General features: G+C 68.3%; 16 protein-coding genes, 1 tRNA gene and 3 pseudogenes. 12 read left to right on the top strand and 8 right to left on the bottom strand.

Annotated elements, in window-relative coordinates:
- Nucleotides 1-882: 882 nt before the first annotated feature.
- From AC07AG_RS10395 to AC07AG_RS10355, 9 genes and pseudogenes are all read left to right on the top strand, one after another.
- Nucleotides 883-1,212 carry a hypothetical protein gene (locus AC07AG_RS10395; RefSeq protein WP_478753742.1) on the top strand — a complete coding sequence of 110 codons (330 nt, stop codon included), beginning with the start codon at nucleotides 883-885 and terminating at the stop codon, nucleotides 1,210-1,212.
- Between the two features lie 49 nt (nucleotides 1,213-1,261).
- Nucleotides 1,262-1,573, top strand: a complete 312-nt coding sequence (locus tag AC07AG_RS10390) for a pore-forming ESAT-6 family protein (RefSeq protein WP_361461276.1) — start codon at nucleotides 1,262-1,264, stop codon at nucleotides 1,571-1,573.
- Nucleotides 1,574-1,644: 71 nt separating this feature from the next.
- Nucleotides 1,645-2,049, top strand: a complete 405-nt coding sequence (locus AC07AG_RS10385; protein WP_478753740.1) for a DUF6507 family protein — start codon at nucleotides 1,645-1,647, stop codon at nucleotides 2,047-2,049.
- Nucleotides 2,046-4,124 (top strand): hypothetical protein, encoded by a 2,079-nt coding sequence (locus AC07AG_RS10380; protein ID WP_478753738.1) that lies wholly within the window; start codon nucleotides 2,046-2,048, stop codon nucleotides 4,122-4,124. Before AC07AG_RS10385 ends, AC07AG_RS10380 begins: the two co-directional genes overlap by 4 nt.
- Nucleotides 4,125-4,138: 14 nt before the next feature.
- Entirely contained in the window at nucleotides 4,139-4,486 is a 348-nt protein-coding gene (locus AC07AG_RS10375) for a DUF6086 family protein (RefSeq protein ID WP_478753736.1), read from the top strand.
- Between the two features lie 102 nt (nucleotides 4,487-4,588).
- A complete protein-coding gene (locus AC07AG_RS10370) occupies nucleotides 4,589-4,879 on the top strand; it encodes a hypothetical protein (protein ID WP_478753734.1) in 291 nt (96 codons plus the stop codon).
- Between the two features lie 31 nt (nucleotides 4,880-4,910).
- Nucleotides 4,911-5,288: pseudogene (locus tag AC07AG_RS10365) on the top strand (EsaB/YukD family protein); the annotation flags it as partial.
- 27 nt (nucleotides 5,289-5,315) lie between these two features.
- A complete protein-coding gene (locus AC07AG_RS10360; protein ID WP_478753732.1) occupies nucleotides 5,316-5,498 on the top strand; it encodes a hypothetical protein in 183 nt (60 codons plus the stop codon).
- 78 nt (nucleotides 5,499-5,576) lie between these two features.
- Nucleotides 5,577-7,083 (top strand): annotated as a pseudogene (locus AC07AG_RS10355) (ISKra4 family transposase).
- 126 nt (nucleotides 7,084-7,209) lie between these two features.
- Here AC07AG_RS10355 and AC07AG_RS10350 read toward each other — a convergent pair.
- The 4 genes and pseudogenes from AC07AG_RS10350 to AC07AG_RS10335 all read right to left on the bottom strand — a co-directional run bounded on the left by AC07AG_RS10350 (nucleotide 7,210) and on the right by AC07AG_RS10335 (nucleotide 9,522).
- Nucleotides 7,210-7,434 (bottom strand): hypothetical protein, encoded by a 225-nt coding sequence (locus tag AC07AG_RS10350; RefSeq protein WP_478753730.1) that lies wholly within the window; start codon nucleotides 7,432-7,434, stop codon nucleotides 7,210-7,212.
- 183 nt (nucleotides 7,435-7,617) lie between these two features.
- Nucleotides 7,618-8,079: pseudogene (locus tag AC07AG_RS10345) on the bottom strand (tetratricopeptide repeat protein); the annotation flags it as partial.
- A gap of 365 nt (nucleotides 8,080-8,444) precedes the next feature.
- Nucleotides 8,445-8,735 carry a hypothetical protein gene (locus AC07AG_RS10340; protein ID WP_478753728.1) on the bottom strand — a complete coding sequence of 97 codons (291 nt, stop codon included), beginning with the start codon at nucleotides 8,733-8,735 and terminating at the stop codon, nucleotides 8,445-8,447.
- Between the two features lie 713 nt (nucleotides 8,736-9,448).
- Nucleotides 9,449-9,522, bottom strand: a tRNA-Pro gene (locus tag AC07AG_RS10335).
- 108 nt (nucleotides 9,523-9,630) lie between these two features.
- Here AC07AG_RS10335 and AC07AG_RS10330 point away from each other — a divergent pair.
- The 3 genes from AC07AG_RS10330 to AC07AG_RS10320 all read left to right on the top strand — a co-directional run bounded on the left by AC07AG_RS10330 (nucleotide 9,631) and on the right by AC07AG_RS10320 (nucleotide 13,207).
- A complete protein-coding gene (locus AC07AG_RS10330; protein ID WP_478753726.1) occupies nucleotides 9,631-10,152 on the top strand; it encodes a DUF309 domain-containing protein in 522 nt (173 codons plus the stop codon).
- A gap of 72 nt (nucleotides 10,153-10,224) precedes the next feature.
- The gene (cobF, locus tag AC07AG_RS10325) at nucleotides 10,225-11,016 is read left to right on the top strand and encodes a precorrin-6A synthase (deacetylating) (RefSeq protein ID WP_478753724.1); all 792 of its coding nucleotides are present in this window, start codon (nucleotides 10,225-10,227) and stop codon (nucleotides 11,014-11,016) included.
- A 103-nt stretch (nucleotides 11,017-11,119) separates the two neighbouring features.
- Complete coding sequence (locus AC07AG_RS10320; RefSeq protein WP_478753722.1) at nucleotides 11,120-13,207, top strand: MDR family MFS transporter; 2,088 nt, start codon at nucleotides 11,120-11,122, stop codon at nucleotides 13,205-13,207.
- A gap of 25 nt (nucleotides 13,208-13,232) precedes the next feature.
- Here the strand turns inward: AC07AG_RS10320 and AC07AG_RS10315 are convergent, their stop codons facing one another.
- The 4 genes from AC07AG_RS10315 to AC07AG_RS10300 all read right to left on the bottom strand — a co-directional run bounded on the left by AC07AG_RS10315 (nucleotide 13,233) and on the right by AC07AG_RS10300 (nucleotide 18,464).
- Nucleotides 13,233-14,027: a sulfite exporter TauE/SafE family protein gene (locus tag AC07AG_RS10315; RefSeq protein ID WP_478753720.1), complete on the bottom strand. Its 795-nt coding sequence runs from the start codon at nucleotides 14,025-14,027 to the stop codon at nucleotides 13,233-13,235.
- 78 nt (nucleotides 14,028-14,105) lie between these two features.
- Nucleotides 14,106-15,623: a long-chain-fatty-acid--CoA ligase gene (locus AC07AG_RS10310; protein ID WP_478753718.1), complete on the bottom strand. Its 1,518-nt coding sequence runs from the start codon at nucleotides 15,621-15,623 to the stop codon at nucleotides 14,106-14,108.
- A 93-nt stretch (nucleotides 15,624-15,716) separates the two neighbouring features.
- The gene (locus tag AC07AG_RS10305; protein ID WP_478753716.1) at nucleotides 15,717-16,904 is read right to left on the bottom strand and encodes a thiolase family protein; all 1,188 of its coding nucleotides are present in this window, start codon (nucleotides 16,902-16,904) and stop codon (nucleotides 15,717-15,719) included.
- A gap of 354 nt (nucleotides 16,905-17,258) precedes the next feature.
- Nucleotides 17,259-18,464: an NAD(P)/FAD-dependent oxidoreductase gene (locus AC07AG_RS10300; RefSeq protein WP_478753714.1), complete on the bottom strand. Its 1,206-nt coding sequence runs from the start codon at nucleotides 18,462-18,464 to the stop codon at nucleotides 17,259-17,261.
- Nucleotide 18,465 lies beyond the last annotated feature (1 nt).

Raw genomic sequence — 18,465 nt, 5'->3', positions numbered from 1 at the left:
CGTCAAGGGGGCGAGTGGGAGCGCGCCCCCGCTCCCAGAATTGCTCCCAACACGAAGTAGGGGCCACCCGAAGGTGACCCCTACCTGCGACGTTTCCGTCGGGACGACAGGATTTGAACCTGCGACCCCTTGCCCCCAGTCAGGTGCACGATTCTGGTTCGGAGTTCTGTCGGCACGTTGGCGCCCGTAGGACACCGTATGCGGAAGTACGGCGCTATTGGCCCCCTCACTCAGCAGACCCGCCGCCCACCAACCTGCACCTACCAGGCCCCCTCGCGCACGCTCTCCCGGTAAGCGCTTTGCAAGCACTCTTGGAGAGCTCAACCCGGCACCTGCAGACTGCGAAATCATCACCTAGCGCCCTCGTTCGGGACCCTGCCTGTCCCGTGCCAGAGGATCGGCTCCCGTCCCTTCGCCTCGCCCGAGCCGCCCACGATGAGCCGCTGTCCATCAGCTGGCCCGCGCGGTGGTGGGCCGGCAGTGTCTATCCGGGCAGTTCGGGCGAGAACCCCTTCACTCACCTGCGCACCTCGCGCGCTCTCGGCCACGGCTACCGTGCCCGGCGCCCCTCCTCGCCACAGCCTCCTCGTTGCACCTTTGATGACAGCGCCTCGTCGGCATGGCACCTACGCTGCGGCACAGCACTCCTACCAACACAACCGCAGCTATCGAGCTGCGCATTTCCCATAGCGGCAGGTCCTCGGCGTGGCGCACGCCATGGGCACAGATCACGCCATCTCACCCCCAACTACGTTGCGTCTGCAATGCTTCATGGGACAGGATGTTCGATACACTACGGGGCGTGAGTGAGGCATGTGCATGCCGTGACGGCACAACCGCCCGCGACGCACCACACAATCGGAAATACACGGGGGTGGACTCATGAAGTTCGACATGGGAGACACGACTCTCGCGGTGCTGGGGAAGAACACCGTGGGGTCCAGCGACGACCTCGGGACGCTGATCAGCTTGCTGGTCCAGGCGGCCGAGCCGCTGGAGGGCAAGTTCAACGGAACGGGCAAGGCGACCTTCGACTCGTTCAAGTTGCGGGCGGACGAGATCACTTCGGATCTGAACGGGGCGCTGTCCTCGATTCTGGGCGGCCAGGCAGGCATGGACACCGCGTTCGGCTCCGGTGACCAGGAGCAGTCCGACAACGCCCACCAGAACATGGGCGCGGCCAACTTCGACGGCGCCCGCTTCTCCGGCTGAGCCAGCCAACTCACACACCAGACACTTCGTACGCAGGGGGAACCTCGCCATGGCTGGAAACCAGGACCGCCGCTCCTACGACACCGGCGCCTCGGCCGACGTCCAGGGCGGCCTGCAGATCATCATCGGTCAGCTGGAGCGGGTGCTCGGCGACCGTGACCGTGCGGTGAAGGCTGCGATGGCCGACTACCAGGCCGACGGCGTGTCAGATGACTACCACGGCAAGGAAGTCCGCTGGAACAAGGCGGCCAACGAGGTGCGGGAAATCATCCGCCTCGTACGCACCACGCTCGAGCAGAACGACGGCACCGCACAGTCGACGCTCGCGCGGGCGCGCGCTGCAGTCGACAACATCGGCTGAACAACGGCAGCGAGCGGCCACGGTTGACGGGGCGAGGAACGTACCAGTCAGTTGAGTAACGGGGGTTGAATGTGACGGCGTGGGACATCGCACCTGCTGGAGTTCAGTCGGTTATCTCCAGGGTGCGTGAGGCCGAGAGCGGGCTCAATGCGGGCATCAAGCTGTACGGGAACAGCGCGCAGGGCGCGATGACGTCGGCCGGCACGCTGTCCTTCGACGGTGAAAGTGCGGGCGGTGGCGACAAGGTCGCGGGGTTGGTGGCCGTGGCGCTGGGTGAGTTCGTCCATGGCACCGAGCGGGACGTGGTGTCTCTGACGCTGCGCGCCAGCAACTCGGCCAACGGCGCCATCGAGGCGACCAACCATTACCTGGCGGGTGATCTGGAGCAGGCGTGGAACGCTCAGCGCCAGGCCACGTTGGCCCCTGACGTGACCGCGGTACTCGAAGCCGCCCGCAAGAAGGGCGCCGAGAAGTGATCAGCCCGAACGACGTGCCGACCTATACCGGCGACCTGGTCGAGCTGGAGCGCGAGATCATCCTCGCACGCCGAGCCGCAAAGGCCATCCGGGACCACGGCGATGACGTGCACAACCGCTTCCAGCGCCTGGACGCCTCCTATAAGGCCCCCGAGGCAGGGCAATTGTTCGGTACCACCCAGGCGGTACAGGAAGGCTCGGACTCCTTCGCAGAAAAGCTGGAGACGGTGGCAGAGGCACTAACCAGCTACGTGGCCTCGATCGCTCCGATCATCAAACAGCTTGACGTACTGCGCCACCAAGCGGCCATATTCTGCGAGTCTGTCAAAGGCGACGACGGCGCATTCACCTCCTGGCAGAAAGACCAAGACAAGGTCGACGAACACCAGGGTTTATGGAACAGCGTGAACGCGGCCGTGGCGGCCTTCCAGCGGGCCGAGGTGGCAGCCGCCGACAAGATCACGGGCACGGTCGGCGGCACCCAGTGGCACATCAACGACGGCAGCCCGAAGCAGAAGAACTCCTACGGGTTCAGCGCCGACCAACTCAGTGAGGCCACCTCTCTGCCCTGGGGCATGCCGGAGCACCACACCGCGCTTCCCTTCGGGATCGACTACCACCTCGGGCAGTTCGGGGTCAGCCTCGTCCAAGACAACATGATTGGCTCCGTCGAAGGCCTGGTCACCCTCTTCAGCCCCGGCGAGGAGGGCGGGGCCGCCCGCGAGGGCCTGGCCAAGGTGTTCATGGGCCTGGGCTCCTTCGCCACCGACCCCACGGGCAACCGGGAGGACAGCCCCTTCAGCCCGCGGTGGCAGGAACTCACCGATGAGGGGCGCGGGTACGCGAAAGAATTCGGCAAGTCATTCGTCGCCTGGGACGACTGGCAGGAAAACCCGGCCAAGGCCACGGCGACCGTGTTCTTCAACTTCGCCACCCTCGGCGCCGGCCCCCTGGGCGCGGCATCCAAGGCGGGTACGGCCGGCAAGGCCGGAGCCGGCGCCCGCGCAGCAGGAACCGCCGCCAGGGTCGGCGAGATCATCGATCCCATCGGCGCAGCCGCCAAGACGGTCGGGGTTGCGGCCCGCGCTCTGCCGAAGGTCTCCGGGATCACCGCCGGTGTCCGCGCGGCCACCGACGCTGCCAGCACGTCCAGGGCCGCACAAAGTGTCATCGAGTACCCCAACGGTTCCAAACTCGTCGTCTCATCCGGCGAGTTCATCGACAGCACAAACGGCGTGCGAAACACGAACCCGATCCCGCGCGAGCCGTCAGGCGCGCAGCTGGCAGAACCCGAGCCAGCACCTCCCCGGCGCGAGCCAGCCCTCGTCGGCGCAGGAGCACGCGCCCCCGAAGCCTCCACCCCCGCAGGCGAAAACCTGCCGCCAGAGGCCAGCCATAACACCCCTGACGGTGGCAGCGGCGCGGCCCATGGGCCTGGATCTGCTCGTGAGACATCCGGCACCGGCACTGGTCACACATCGGAAAGCAGGCCTTCCGGACCATCCCGAGACGGCGCAGGCTCTGGCGCGTCTTCCGGGCAAGGGGCGCATGCCGAGCCTCCAGGCTCTGGCACCACGCATCCGGATGCCCCTGGAGGGCATGCCCCCGCCCCTGATACAGCACCGGGGGGCCACGGAGCCAGTGACGGTGGGGATGTTCCGTCTGAGCCCAGTTCGCCTCCCCCAGCTAATGCTGGCGGGGATGGCTCCTCGAACCGCGAGCGCCCTCCACGCGAGGGAGATACAAATTACGTGGTGGACAACCCAGACAACTGGGCGGACACGATCACGGACATCGACAAGATCGAAGACGGAACACTCTGGGAAGAGAAAACTGCAACCGGACGTGACCCGCGGGTCAAAATTGACAAGTGGATCACCAAACACGTATTCAAGAAACTTGACTCCTACGTTAGGGCGCGCCCTCACATGAATGGATTCGAGGATGCTCCGATCGGCCTTAGTTTCACAGAACCGGGCGCAACTCCCGAGTTCAGATCTGCAGTAGAGTCCAGTGTTGCCGACTGGCAGGCCAGGAACCCAGAGGTCGACGTAAAGGTAAGGTGGGCCGAGTGAGCTGCTATTTCCAAGTGGACGAAGAAGACGTGTGGAACCCGTCCAACTCCCTAGCTAGAGCATTCCTGGGACAAGCTGCCGTTCTGTCTCAGTTCGCCAAAGTAGAGACGGGGCTGGGCGAAATCATCGAAGACGAATGCGAAATCGACCCTGATCTCTTTACCAGCTTCGCGGACGCGCTTGTCAGGGCTTATCAAGATTCCAACAACGAAGCCCTCATGTCTCTACTGAAGGGATTCACTTCGGTAGCGTTGGTGCTCGTCGATCGAATCGGTCGCGAAGTGCCTTCGATGACATCAGAATATTCGAGCATGTGGATTACCGAGCGTGATTCTCAGGCTAGGTCCATGCCTCAGGGTTAGCGACGGGAGCACGAGAGAAAGCTGGACTCCGAACAACGCATTCGCACAATTTTCGCGAAATAACCAAAACGCGGCGGACGTGCCGTCGAGAATCGAACGAATATGACATCCCAGGATTACGACAGCCAGTTGTTGGAGTCAGTGTCGGTTCGGCGTCGGCGGTTGCGAGATGCACTGTTGTTCGGGGCGCAGCGGCAACGACGATCGGTAGATGAGCGGCTGGGGAAGGTGTTCGCCGGGGTGGTGATCGCGGCAGTGTTGTGTGCCGGGTGTGTGGGGTGGTCGTTCATTTCGAATCGGCTTATCGGGAAGAGCCCCTACAGCTCCTCCGTGCCTTCTTCCTCGCCATCGGCGCCCACTCCTTCTCCCTCCGTGACCCCTTCTTCTCGATGATTGGTTCGAACGCGTGATATCTGCGGGGCCGTTGAGCCGCACGAGCGGTACGAGTCGTACGGCCTTGAGCCGGGTCACTCTGGTCGGTGAGCAGCGTCGCGTCGATCTCGTGCTCCCTTCGCAGGAGCCGATCGGGGTGCTGCTTCCCGAAGTGATGCGGCTCCTCGGCGATCAGGCCGGGGTCCGCCCCATGCTGCGGCATCTGGTCACTGCGGATGGTTCTGCGCTGGCACACGACAGCACCCTGGAGTCGGCTGGTGTTGCGGACGGTGCCGTGTTGCGGTTTGTGCGCGTGGAGGATGCGCCTTCTGCGCCTGTGGTGCATGACGTCACCGATGAAGCTGCTGATGATGTGGATGTGCGGGCCTGGCGGTGGGGGCCCTCTGCTCGGCGGGTTGTGGCCGGGTCTCTACCGTGAGGGTGGAGGAGGCGGCGCGTGGAGGTCGTGGCGGACGCGTCGTCGCCGATGCAGGCGAAGCAGATCGTGCCGCGGATCGGGCTGCCGGCAGTTACCGGAAAGATCGAAGGGACGCGGGGCAAGCTGAAACGTCTGGTGGAGCGGGGGTGGCTGGTCGAGGACCGGCCCGGGCGGTTCGCGCCGGCGCGGCGGGATCGGTGAACTCGCGGAACGATAAAGGCCCTTCTCTCTAACTTCGGAGGTAACCAGCCAGACCGGAGTACAGAAAGAAGAGCCGTTGTGGAACCCTACGACGCCTTGCATGCCATCGATGTGTTCGCCGCCGCGACAAGGGCCTTCGAGTGCCTGAAAGGCACGTTGGCCACCGCCGGCACGGCCGTGCTTGCGCACCACGAACACTGGAAGAACTGATCGAGGCGGAGGGGCGTGAGCCGCTGCGGCTGCTGTTCCAGGCCCACCTCGATCGACGCGAACAACGCGAGCGGAGTGCTCACCACGACTGTGAGCCGGTGCGGGGCCGGGACGGGCGGGTCCGCCCGCACTGCGAGCCGGGGCACGGCAGGCTGCTGGCCTGCGTGTTCGGCACGGTGACCGTGCGGAGAACGGCATGGCGGGGCAAGGGGCTGACCAGCGTCCATCCGGCGGATGCCGCACTGTCGCTGCCCGCCCGTCTGCACTCTTACGGACTGCGGCGCCTGGCCGTCCTCGAGGCGGTCCGCGGCTCCTTCGACCTGGCCAAGGCGGCGATCGACGACCGGTGCGGGACGGTGCTGGGCAAACGCCAGGCCGAACAGCTCGTCGCCCGGGCGGCGCTCGACATCGACTCCTTCTACCGGCAGCAGGTGCCGCTGCCGGCGAGCGCGGACACCACGCTGGTCCTGCAGTTCGACGGCAAAGGGATCGTGATGCGCCCCGAGGCCCTGCGGCCGGCGACCTTGAAGGCACACCTGACACGGCAGCGGGCGCTGCGGACCCGGATCGCGCCGGGTGAAAAGCCGAACCGCAAGCGCATGGCGACACTGGGCTGTGTCTTCGACGCCGATCCGGCTCGCAGAAGGCCGCACGACATCATCGCCCCGCCCGGCGGCCGCACCAGCGTCCGTCCGCCGCGGCCGGGCCCGGTGGCCCGGGAGAAGTGGCTGACCGGGTCCGTGATCCATCCGCCCGAGCACACGATCGCCGCCGCCTTCGACCAGGCCGAAGCCCGCGATCGCGACCATGCCCGCACCTGGCTCGTCCTCGTCGACGGCGCCCGCCACCAACTCGATTTGATCGGGAACGAACCGCCCGACGCGGCATCGAGGTGATCATTCTGTTGGACATCGTGCACGTCAGTGAGTACGTCTGGGCCGCCGCGCACGCCTTTCACCCGGCCGGAACCCCACAAGCGGAAGCCTGGGTCGCCGGTCATCTGTCCACGATCCTGCACGGCCAGGCTGCCCGCGCAGCGGCCGAGATCACGGCCGAAGCCCACTCACGCGGCCTGCGCGGAGCCAAACGCGACGCCGCCGACGCCTGCGTCCGCTACCTCACCGGCCACCTCGACCAACTCCACTACGACACCGCCCTCGCACGAGGCTGGCCCATCGCGACCGGCGCGATCGAGGGCGCCTGCCGGCACCTCATCGGCGACCGCCTCGACATCACCGGCGCCGAAGCAATCCTCAAACTCCGAGCCCTCATCACGAACGGCGACTTCGAGGACTACTGGACCTTCCACACATCACGCGAACACCAACGCCTCTACCCCAGCCCTGACCAGCAGAACTACAGCCGCACCGCCTGATCCCGACCATCACTTCAGAGGATCCACACCCAAATGCGTTTGGTGAGGCAGCGGTGGAGGCAGTCCCGTTCGCCTCCCCAACTGGTTGCTCGCTGCCTACTGCGGATGATGTGTCCGCAGTTGGATCTACTGCTGGTCGGGCTCCTCGTTCTGAGCGGCATCGAGCGTCTCCTCGACGGCTGCGTCAATGATCCGGTCGCGTTCGGCGGGGTCCAGCTGGAGCGTGGGTGCGGCGGACCGCTCGAGCTCGCGACGGATAGCACGCGCGAGGGCAGCGTGGCTGGGGACGGCGGCACTGCGGCCGCGGACGTCGTTGTAGACGGTCCAGGCGAAGGTAGCGATGCTGACCATGAGACCGCTGACGCTTACGGGGTCGGTGTACTGATCAGGCACGCGGGCTGCTTCGCGGGAGTGGAGAGCCACTTCCACGTCATCGGCCAGGTCGGGGTGTGCCGACGTGGTGAGACGCCTAGCCACTGCCCGGGCAACGTGAGTGGCAGGTTCGTTCATACGAGGTGTTCTCCTTCGGCGCGGCTACTCGGTGACGGGTTCGGTGAAGACGTACGCGCGTACGTCGGGGGGCAGCGGACTGCCGGTAGTGGCCTGCCAGGCACGTTCGACGGCTTCGATGCCCACGTGCGCGGTTAGGCGGCGAAGGTGGTCGGGGCCCGGTCCCGTGCTGGGGTGTGGAACCTCGTCGAAGAGGGCCACGCACCTGATCACCCACGTCAGCGCGCGTGCGGTGTCTCCCTGTTCTTCGGCGTGTAGCGCAAGTTGCCCATACGTGGAGGCCATGACGGGGCGGTTTCCGAGGTCTTCGGTGATGGCGAGAGACTTGCGGTACCACTCCTCGGCTTCCTCTGCTCGCCCCCGCTCCTGGACAATCATCCCGAGCTGGTGGTAGGTGCCGGCCATGCCGAGGCGATCGTCAAGGTCCTCGCTGATGGCGAGGGACTTGCGATACCACTCCTCGGCTTCCTCTACTCGCCCCCGCTCCTGGGCGAGCGGCGTGGACGGCGTCGCGTTCTTCGGGCAGCTCCCTCAGTCGGCACAGGCAGGCAGCCTGGGCATACTCGTCGATCACGTTGGAAGACAGGTCGTCAGTCGTCCACATGGCCCGCTGGTAGTACGCCGTGTGCTCCACGGCCGACTTGAACGTACCGGCGAGCAACCGGGCCCGGTCGGTGTCGTAGAGCACGTCGATGGGGATCGGCCGAGCAGCGTCCCGGCCCTGGCCACAATGCCGAACTCTGCCATCGGTGAGCGGTAGTACAACCCGTAGCCGCCAAAGGCGCTCTCCACCGATTCGCCTCGCGAATAAGGTCCTGGCCCCATCGCCAGGCCGCTCAGTCTGCGGGCCCCTACCGGGCTCGATCCGCAGTCTCGGGGCAACGCAGCACGGCCAGGCCGTACTCCCACTCTCGACGCTTGATGAAAGCCGACAGCGTGTTGCCGTCGGCCGCAAAGTGACGGTCCCGGTATTCGCCGAGCAGGAAGGCGTGAAAGGAGAAGTAGCGGGCGCGCCGTGACAACTCCAGGATGCCGGGCAGCAGTCGCGGCATCAGCCGGTCCTGTGTGGTCGTCTGGAGCCCGAGCGGGTCCCGGCCTTCCTTGAGCTTCAGCGAAGCCTCGATCCAACTGGGTGCAGGCACCCTCGTCCCATCTGCCCCCCCAGCTCCTCGAACTGCATGTCACCTGTTCGCGCCTCCCATCCACCGACCACAGGTTCACCGTAGAGGTCCGGTCGCGAGCGGGACGGCACGACCGAGAACTCGACGACAACGGAACTGGTTGTCCTCCAGGTAGATCGCGGCCGTGATGCCAGCGCTGTCGCGACGGTTCATGGACTGGGTGACCCCGCTGGCGTTCGATGAGCGCGGGCAGAAAGCTTCGCACCCGACTCCCCCACGAGCGTCTCCATACCGCGCTCTACAGATGCCAGCATCCACTTACGCCGCGACAAGGGGACCCACAAGAGCAGACACCCCCAGCCACCACCCCGTCCGACCTGCACCGCATCTCGCCACCGCGTTCAACCTCTGGATGACGTGTGCACCGAGACAGGAAGCCCCCGCAGATATGGGGTCGGTGAAAACCGTCAAGGGGTCGAGTGGGAGCACGGCCCCATGACGAGTATTCGGACAAGGGGGCGAACAGCACGACCCCTTGCCTCCTCCACCAGACCGGGCAGCGGAGATGCTCCCTGGGAGCGACCGGATCGGGTGACCATCCGTCGACCCCTGGTTGACGTTGCTCCCAGACTCCCGCTCCCAGGGAGCACTGGGAGCGGCTTCCCGCTCCCAGAATTGCTCCCAAACACGAAGTAGGGGCCATCCGAAGATGGCCCCTACCTGCGACGTTTCCGTCGGGACGACAGGATTTGAACCTGCGACCCCTTGACCCCCAGTCAAGTGCGCTACCAAGCTGCGCCACGTCCCGATGCGCGTGTCTCGCGGTGTTCTGCGTGATCGCGCAAACAGAACTTTACCCCACGTTCGGGGGTGGTCCGCTCCCCCTCCCGGACACCTCGCGAGGGACAATCTCCGTATGAGCACCGCACCTCGACCCGATGACCGTGACCGTGCCCGTGGCCGTGACCGTGACGCCGAAGGGCGGGCCCGTAATGCGCGGCCGCGTGATGGGCTCGGGCGGCCCTTGCCGTACGGGAGCGAAGGTGTGGAGCGGCAGCCCGAAGGCGTCACGCGTACGCCTGAGGAGACGGTCGCTCAGGCTCAGGCCCTGCTCGACGCGGGGCGGCCCTTTCACGCGCACGAGGTCTTCGAGGACGCCTGGAAGTCGGGGCCCGATGACGAGCGCGACCTGTGGAAGGGGCTCGCGCAGCTGGCCGTTGGGCTGACCCACTCGGCCCGCGGCAACCTCACGGGCGGGGCGCGGCTGCTGCTCAGGGGAGCGAGCGCCATCGGCACGGGGAAGTGGGGGGAGCGGCCCCACGGGATCGATGTGGACGGACTCGTCTTGTGGGCGCGGGAGTTGGCTCAGTCCCTCGCAGAGGACGCGCCGACGGTGGACGCTGCCGAGCACGCGCCTCGGCTGCGTGGGAGTGAGTAGCCCGCCGCCGGACACGCGGATGTGCCCCGCCCGGGGGACAAGCACGGCATCCCCGTACGGCAGACTCTCCGGGTGCGAAAGATTCATGTCATCGGTATCGGCGCGGGCGACCCCGACCAATTGACCCTGCAAGCCGTCAAGGCCATGAAGAGCACCGACGTGTTCTTCATCCTCGACAAGGGCGAGGAGAAGGACGACCTCGTCCAGCTGCGGCGTGATCTCCTCGACGCGCACTGTGCCGACGGCACCTTCCGCGTGGTCGAGGCGCGGGACCCCGCGCGCGACAGGAAGGCGGGCGGCGCGGACTACTCCCCCGCCGTCGTGGACTGGCGCAGCCGCCGTGCCGAGATCTATGAGCGGCTCGTCGCCGATGAGCTCGGTGAGGACGAGTGCGGGGCCTTCCTCGTGTGGGGTGACCCCGCGCTGTACGACGGCACCCTCGGGGTTCTGGAGGAAGTCCTCGACCGGGGTGCGGTGGCCTTCTCGTACGACGTCGTGCCCGGGATCAGCAGTGTCTCCTCGCTCGCCGCGAAGCACCGCACCGGCCTGAGCCGCGTCGGGCGCCCCGTGCAGATCACCACCGGGCGCCGGCTCGCCGACGGCGGCTTTCCCGAGGGCGTCGATGATGTCGTGGTCATGCTCGATGCTCAGCAGGCCTTCCGGCAGTTCCAGAGCAGTGAAGGCAGCCGTGAGGGGGGTGACATGTATGTCTACTGGGGGGCCTATATCGGGACCCCCGACGAGATCCTCGTCTCCGGGCCCCTCTACGAGGCGGCTCCCCGCATCGAGGCCCTCCGGGCCGAGGCCCGCGAGCGCAAGGGGTGGATCATGGATACCTATCTGCTGCGCCGCAATCTGGACTGAGCGACCCGCCGCCCCCCATCCCTCGCCGACACCGCCGGCAGCCCGTCACCGGACCGGACCGGCCCCGCATGCACACGCCCAGGCGCGGTGTGAGGGTGACCGTGTGACCACCACCGTCGAGCCCGCCGCCGAGGCCCCCGCCCAGGGGCCGCCCGTCCTGGACAAGCGCCGCCGCAACATCGTCTTCGTGACGATCATGCTGGGGATGCTGCTCGCCGCACTCGACCAGACCATCGTGGGCACCGCGCTGCCCACGATCGTGGCGGATCTGGGCGGCGCGGAGCACATGTCGTGGGTCGTGACGTCGTATCTGCTCGCGGAGACCGTCGCCACGGTGCTCGTCGGGAAGTTCGGTGATCTCTTCGGGCGGAAGATCGTCTTTCAGGTCTCGGCCATCGTCTTCATCACCGGCTCGTTCCTGTGCGGCCTGTCGACGAACATGACGCTGCTCATCGCCTGGCGCGCCCTGCAGGGCATCGGCGCGGGCGGTCTCATGGTGACCTCGATGGCGTTGATCGCCGACGTCATCCCGCTGCGCGAGCGCGGCAAGTACCAGGGTGCGATCGGTGCCGTGTTCGGCGTCGCCACCGTCATCGGGCCGCTGCTCGGCGGGCTCTTCACCGACCATCTGACCTGGCGCTGGGCCTTCTACGTCAACGTACCGATCGCGATCGTCGTGGTGATCGCAGCCGCTCGCACGATCCCTGTGGTGAAGTCGGCGGTGCGGCCCGTCATCGATTATCTCGGCATCGCGTTCGTCGCGATCGGCGCAAGCGCGCTGATTCTGGCGACGAGTTGGGGCGGCAATCAGTACGCGTGGGGTTCGGGCACCATCATCGCGCTGTTCGTGGGCGGTGCGGTCGCGCTCGCGCTGTTCTGTGTGGTCGAGACGCGCGCCGCCGAACCGATGCTGCCGATGCGGCTCTTCGCCAATCCCGTCTTCACCGTCTGCTCGATCCTCAGCTTCATCGTCGGGTTCGCGATGCTGGGCGCGATGACGTTCCTGCCGACCTATCTGCAGTACGTCGACGGGGACTCCGCCACCATCTCGGGCGTGCGGACGCTGCCCATGGTGATCGGGCTGCTCATCGCCTCGGTCTTCAGCGGCAATGTGGTGAGCAAGACCGGGAAGTACCGGATCTTTCCCATCGTGGGCGCCTTGGTCATGGCGCTCGGGCTCTATCTGCTCTCGCTCATGGGCAGTGAGACGAGCACCTGGCTCGAATCGCTGTACATGTTCGTCCTCGGCACCGGCATCGGGCTCTGCATGCAGGTCCTGACGATCGCCGTGCAGAACACCGTCGTCTACTCGGATCTGGGCACGGCGACCTCCGGAGTCACCTTCTTCCGTACGCTCGGCAGCTCCTTCGGCACCGCCGTGTTCGGCACCATCTACGCCAACACGCTGAAGCCGAATCTGGAGGACGGGGTCGCCGCGGCGGCCAGGGCCGGGGGCGGCGCGGATCCCGCTGCGGTGGCGAAGGCCGCGCAGAGTCCGCAGGGGCTGCACGACCTTCCCGCGGAAGCGGCCGCGCCCATCATCAAGGCGTACGCCGACACGCTGCACACCGTGTTCCTGTGGACGGTTCCCGTGGCGCTGCTCGGGTTCGTTGTGGCCCTCTTCCTCAAGCAGGTGCAGCTGCGGGACAGCGCTCGGATGAGTTCCTCGGACATGGGCGAGGGCTTCGCGTCACCGACGTCGAGCGGCAGCTCGGACCAGGTCCTCGAGCTGACGGTCGGCAACATCATCCGCAGTACCGGTATGGACACCGCCCGTCGTGTCATCCGCGCCTCCGACACCCGGCTCGACGTCGCGGGCGCGTGGGCCGTGATGCAGGTCGCGCTCTTCGACCGGATGGTCGGTCACGCGAGTCTCGGCCTGATCGCCGCCCGGCGTCAGCTGCCGTCCGAAGTCCTGGTGCCGGTCTTCAACCGCATGGTCGAGGAGGGCTTCCTCACCCGCTCCGGGCTGCTCTTCTCGCACACCCCGGCGGGTGCACGCGAGGCGGATGTGATCGGCAAGGCATGGGCCAAGTGGCTGGGCGAGCAGGTGGAGAAGGACAGCGGCCGTCCCGCGGACCAGGATCTCGTCAAGGCGGTCGACGCGATCGCGAAGCGGTTGCTCGTCGAGGACCTGGAGCACGGTCTTGCCCCCGAGGCGAGGCAGGCGGTCCCCATGGGCAAGGCCTAGGCCGCCGCCTGCGGCCACTGCTCCGTCAGCGCAGCAGCAGCTGGAGGCCCCCGAGGACCGTGGCCCCGATCACCAGTTGCTCGAAGAGCCGCTGGTTGATCCGGTGCACGGCCGCCTTGCCGATGAGGGCGCCCGGCAGGACGAAGAGCACGAGCGCCGCGTCGAGCAGCAGCGAGTGTGCGTCGATGAGGCCGAGGCCCACGCTGAACGGCACCTTGGAGGTGTTGACGATGAGGAAGAACCACGCCGACGTCCCCAGAAAGCTCAGCTTCCGGAAGCCCGCCGAGAGCAGATACATCGACATCACCGGGCCGCCCGCGTTGGCGACCATGGTGGTGAAGCCGCCGAGCACGCCGTAGGAGGGGGCCTTGAGCCGGGCGCCGAGCGAAACCTCCGCCGTACTCGACTCACCGGCCTCACCCGCCCCGTCCCCGGGAGTCCTGCGGCGCCACAGCGTGACCGCCGCCATCAGGAGCAGGATCGCCCCGATCGACGTACGGACGATGGCGTCGTCGGCCCACATCAGGAAGACCGTGCCCACCACCACGCCCCCCGCGACGGCGGGGAACAGCCGCCACAGGGTGGGCCAGTGGGCATGCCTGCGGTAGGTCAGGACCGCAAGTACGTCGCCCGCGATGAGGATGGGCAGCAGGACGCCGGTCGACTCCCGGGCCGGCAGGACCGCGGCGAAGACGGCGAGGCTGACCGTGTTGGCCCCGCTGACGGCGGTCTTCGAGAAGCCGACGAGCACCGCGGCCGCGGCGAGTGCGGCGAATTCCCACAGAGATACGTTCGGAGAAATGTTCAGAGATATGTCCATGCCGGGGACAGATGCTAGGCCCAACTATCTCCGTGTCGTCAGGGGCGGCCACATCTTGGACGTCCGGCCAGCACGGGCCTAGGCCCCGCTGTAGGTGACGCGCAGCTCCCGCTTGAGGACCTTCATGCTGGGGCCGAGCGGTAGCTCGCCGGTGAACTCCACGCGGCGCGGGTACTTGTGGCGGCCCAGGTGCTCCTTGGACCACTCGGCGATCCGCGCGGCATCGGGCGCGGCGCCGGGCGCGGCGACCACGACGGCGCAGATCTCCTCGCCGTGCACCTCGTCGGGCAGACCGATCACGGCGACCTGCGCGACGTCCGGGTGGCGCATGAGCACCTCCTCGACCTCGCGCGGGTAGACGTTGAAACCGCCGCGGATGATGACGTCCTTCTTGCGGTCGACGATGGCCAGGAACCCGTCGGCGTCCTTGGTGCCGAGGTCCCCGGTGCGGAACCAGCCGTCGACGACGGCATCGGCGGTCGCCTCCGGGCGCCCCAGGTAGCCGGAGAAGACGTTGTGGCCGCGGACCACGACCTCCCCCAGCTCGCCGGTGGGCAGCAGCTCGATCCGCCCCTCGACGTCGGCGCGGGCGATCTCCACGTCCACGCCCCACAGCGGGTGGCCGATGCTGCCCGCCTTGGTCCCGAACACGGGCTGGTTCACGGAGGCGGTGGGCGAGGTCTCGGAGAGCCCGTACCCCTCGTAGACCGGTACGCCAAAAGCCTCCTCGAAGCGCTCCAGTACGGCAACGGGCAGCGAGGCGCCGCCGGAGATCGCGAGCCGCAGCGTGGGCAGTTCGGGGGCCGTCGCCGCGGCGGCCACGAGGTTGACGTACATCGTCGGCACACCGTGGAAGGTGTTGACGCCCTCCGCCGCCATCAGCGCGATGGCCCGCGCGGCGTCGAAGCGCGGCAGCAGGACGAGCGTCGCGCCCGCGCGCCAGGTGGCGTTCATGGAGACGGTCTGGCCGAACGCGTGGAAGAGCGGGAGCGCGCCGAGCGCGACGTCGTCGCGGCGCACGTCGTGGGCGTCGAAGGCGCAGACGGTCGCGTTCATCACCAGGTTGAGGTGGCTGAGCACGGCGCCCTTGGGGACGCCCGTGGTGCCGCTGGTGTAGAAGACGACGGCCGGGTCGTCGGCCTCACGCGTGACGTAACTCGGGAGCGGTTCGGCCGCGCCCGCCAGGGTCTCCAGCTCGCCGCCCTCGCCGAGCGTCAGCATCCGTACGCCGGTGGCGGCGGCAGCGGCCTTGCCCGTCTCGGCCTGCGCGGGGTGGCAGAGCAGCAGGGTGGCGCCGCTGTCCCGCAGGACGTGCTCGACCTCCTCGGCGGAGAGCAGGAGGTGTACGGGGACGACGACGCCGCCCGCGGCGAGGATCGCGTAGTAGGCGCGCGGGAACTCGGCGGTGTTGGGCGCCATCAAGGCCACCCGGTCCCCCGGCGCGACCCCGAGCCCCACGAGCGCTGCCGCCTGCACGCGGGCCTGCTCCCACAACTCGCCGAAGGAGAGCCGCAGTTCACCCTCGACGAGGGCGGTGCGGTCCGGTTGGCGACGTGCGGGCTCGGCGAGGATCGCGGCGAGGGACAGCGTGGCCATGGGTGGTGCTCCGTTTCCGTGCGTTTCGTGCGTTCGTACGTTTCGCGCGTTCCGTGTGTTCCGTGCGTTGTTTCCGTTGGTGAGGGAATGGGTTCAGCCGCGCTCGACCAGCAGCGCGCTGCCCTGTCCGACGCCCACGCACATCGTCGCGAGGCCGCGGGCGGCGCCGGTGCGGCGCATGCGGTGCAGCAGCGTGGTGAGGATGCGGGCGCCCGAGCAGCCGAGGGGGTGGCCGAGGGCGATGGCGCCGCCGGTCGGGTTCACCAGCTCCGGATCGATGCCGAGGGCGTCGACGCAGGCGAGGGCCTGGGCCGCGAAGGCTTCGTTGAACTCGGCCTCCTGCAGGTCGCCGATGGCCCAGCCGACGCGGGCGAGTGCCTTCCGCGTGGCGGGGACCGGCCCGATACCCATGACGTCCGGGTGCACACCGGCGGAGGCGCCTGCGACGTACCGCCCGAGGGATTCGAGTCCGAGGTCGTTCAGGGCCTCCTCGCTGACGAGGATGAGCCCGGCCGCGCCGTCGTTCATCGGCGATGCGTTGCCCGCGGTGACGGTGCCGTCCTTGCGGAACACGGGGCGCAGACTGCTGAGCTTCTCGTACGAGGTGTCCTCACGGACGCATTCGTCGAGGTCGACGACCGTGCCGTCGGGCCGGGTGACGGGGAGGATCTCGTCGTCGAAGTGGCCGTTCTTGCGGGCCTCGGTGGCGCGCTGGTGGCTGCGGAGGGCGAAGGTGTCCTGGCGCTCGCGGGAGATGCCGTGGCGCTCGGCGACTTCTTCGGCGGTCTCGCCCATGGCGAGTACGCCGTGCAGGTCCTTCATGGCGGGGTTCACGAGGCGCCACCCGAGGCGGGTGTCGACGGTCTCCAGCTTGTGCGGCAGCGCTTCGTCGGGGCGGGGCAGGACGAAGGGGGCGCGACTCATCGACTCGGAGCCGCCCGCGAGGACGATGTCGGCTTCGCCGGACGCGATGGTGCGGGCGGCGGCGGTGACTGCCTCCATGCCGGATGCGCAGAGCCGGTTCACGGTGGCGCCCGGCACGGATTCCGGGAGGCCTGCGAGGAGGGCGGCCATGCGGGCCACGTTGCGGTTGTCCTCGCCCGCCTGGTTGGCGGCGCCCCAGTAGATGTCGTCGATCCTTGCGGGATCCAGCTCGGGTGTTCCTGCGAGGAGGCCGCGTACGACGCCGGCGGCGAGGTCGTCCGGGCGGACGGAGGAGAGAGTTCCGCGGAGCTTGCCGATGGGGGTGCGGCGGGCTGCGGCGAAGTGGACTGGGCGCACGATACGGCTCCGGATCGTTTGCGGTCGTCGTCTGCGGGGCTGCGAGGCAACGCGTGACGTTAATTAGCACTGCTAGTTTTTGCAGTGTACGGGGAGGTTGCGCTGGGTGGAAGGGTCGCTTTCTCTCCCCGACCCCATCCCTTCCCGGCTGCATCCATCGGCGGCTCCGCCACGGGCCACTCCGCCACGGGCCGCTCCGCCGCAGGCCGCTCCGCCGAGGGCCGCTCCGGCGCGGGGGCCTTGGCTGCCGTCATCACCGGCTTCGCCGAGTTCGCCCTCAGACGCCGGACAGGCTGACCAAGGGGGGCGCAGGCACGGTTTTCGAGAAGGGGCGGGCTTGGGGAGCGAAAGGTCCTAGCCGACCATTACCCGCACCGGCCCCCCACCCGCATCAACCTTCCCGACCCAGCCCCCCGAGAGATACACCCCCTGGTTGGGCAGAACCCTCCGTCGCACCCGCTGCCGGTACAGACACCGCCCGTCCTGCACCACCACCAGAACAGGGCACACCAAAGCCTCCGCCGTCCGCAGGGCAAAGCGGCCCCCGGCAACACCGGGCACGAGCCTGTTCGGTGCCACCCACCGCAGTGGGGGTTCCGCCTCCACCGATAGCGCGCCGCACGGCCACCCCGCACCCCCGAGATGACCCCGCACCGCCTCCGCGACCCGCGCCCCCTCGCCCTCCGCCACCCGCGCCGGCTCCACCGCGTGCACCGCGTTGCCCACCGCGAAGACACCCGGCGAAGCCGTGCGGAACGAACCGTCCACCGCCGGGCCCCGTGTCCCGGGGTCGAGGAGCACGCCTCCGCGGCGGGCCAGCTCGTGGTCGGGAACGAAGTCCCCGGTGAACACCACCGTGTCGCAGGCGAGCACGCTCTCCCGCCCGTCGCGCCGCCGCAGCCGGACCCCCGACAGCCGCCCACGCCCCAGGAGTTCCACCACCACCGCCCCTGTCACCAGCGGCACCCGGGCGACCCCGAGCCGGGTGACCGCGGCCCGCGCCCGGCCCACCTGTGCCCGCGTCTCCTCCGTGACGAGCGCGGCCACCTCCACCCCGGCGCGCCTCAGGGCGGACAGCGCCGCGTAGCTCACCGGTTCCGCCCCCACGACGACCGCCCTGGTGCCGATCTCCTGCCCGTAGACGTGGACCGCCTGCTGCAGCTCCCCCGTGGTCAGCACTCCCGCCGGGCGCGTCCCCGGCACGAGTCGCGCCGCCCGCGGCCGTTCCCGTGCACCCGTGGCCAGGACCACGGCGCGCGCGGTGATCCGCTCCAGGCCGTGCGGCCCCGTCGTCTCCAGGGAGAGCGGCCCCGCCCACCCGGTGGCGCTCACCCCGGTCCGTACCGCCGCTCCGCCGCCGAGCGCGGCCTCGACAAGGCTCTCCGCGTACTGCGGCCCCGTCACTCCCCACCGCCCGAACCCTCCGTGGTGGCAGTGGCGCGGCACACCGCCCGCGCGCGGATCGCGTTCCAGGACCTCCACCGTGCCCGCGCCCGAAGCGGCGAGGCGCGCGGCTGCCGTGAGTCCCGCGGGGCCCGCGCCGACGACGAGGACGTCCACA

It is taken from the genome of Streptomyces sp. NPDC044044, assembly GCF_056434405.1.
The sequence above is the reverse complement of the archived record's forward strand: the minus strand, read 5'-3'. Positions and strand labels throughout refer to the sequence as shown.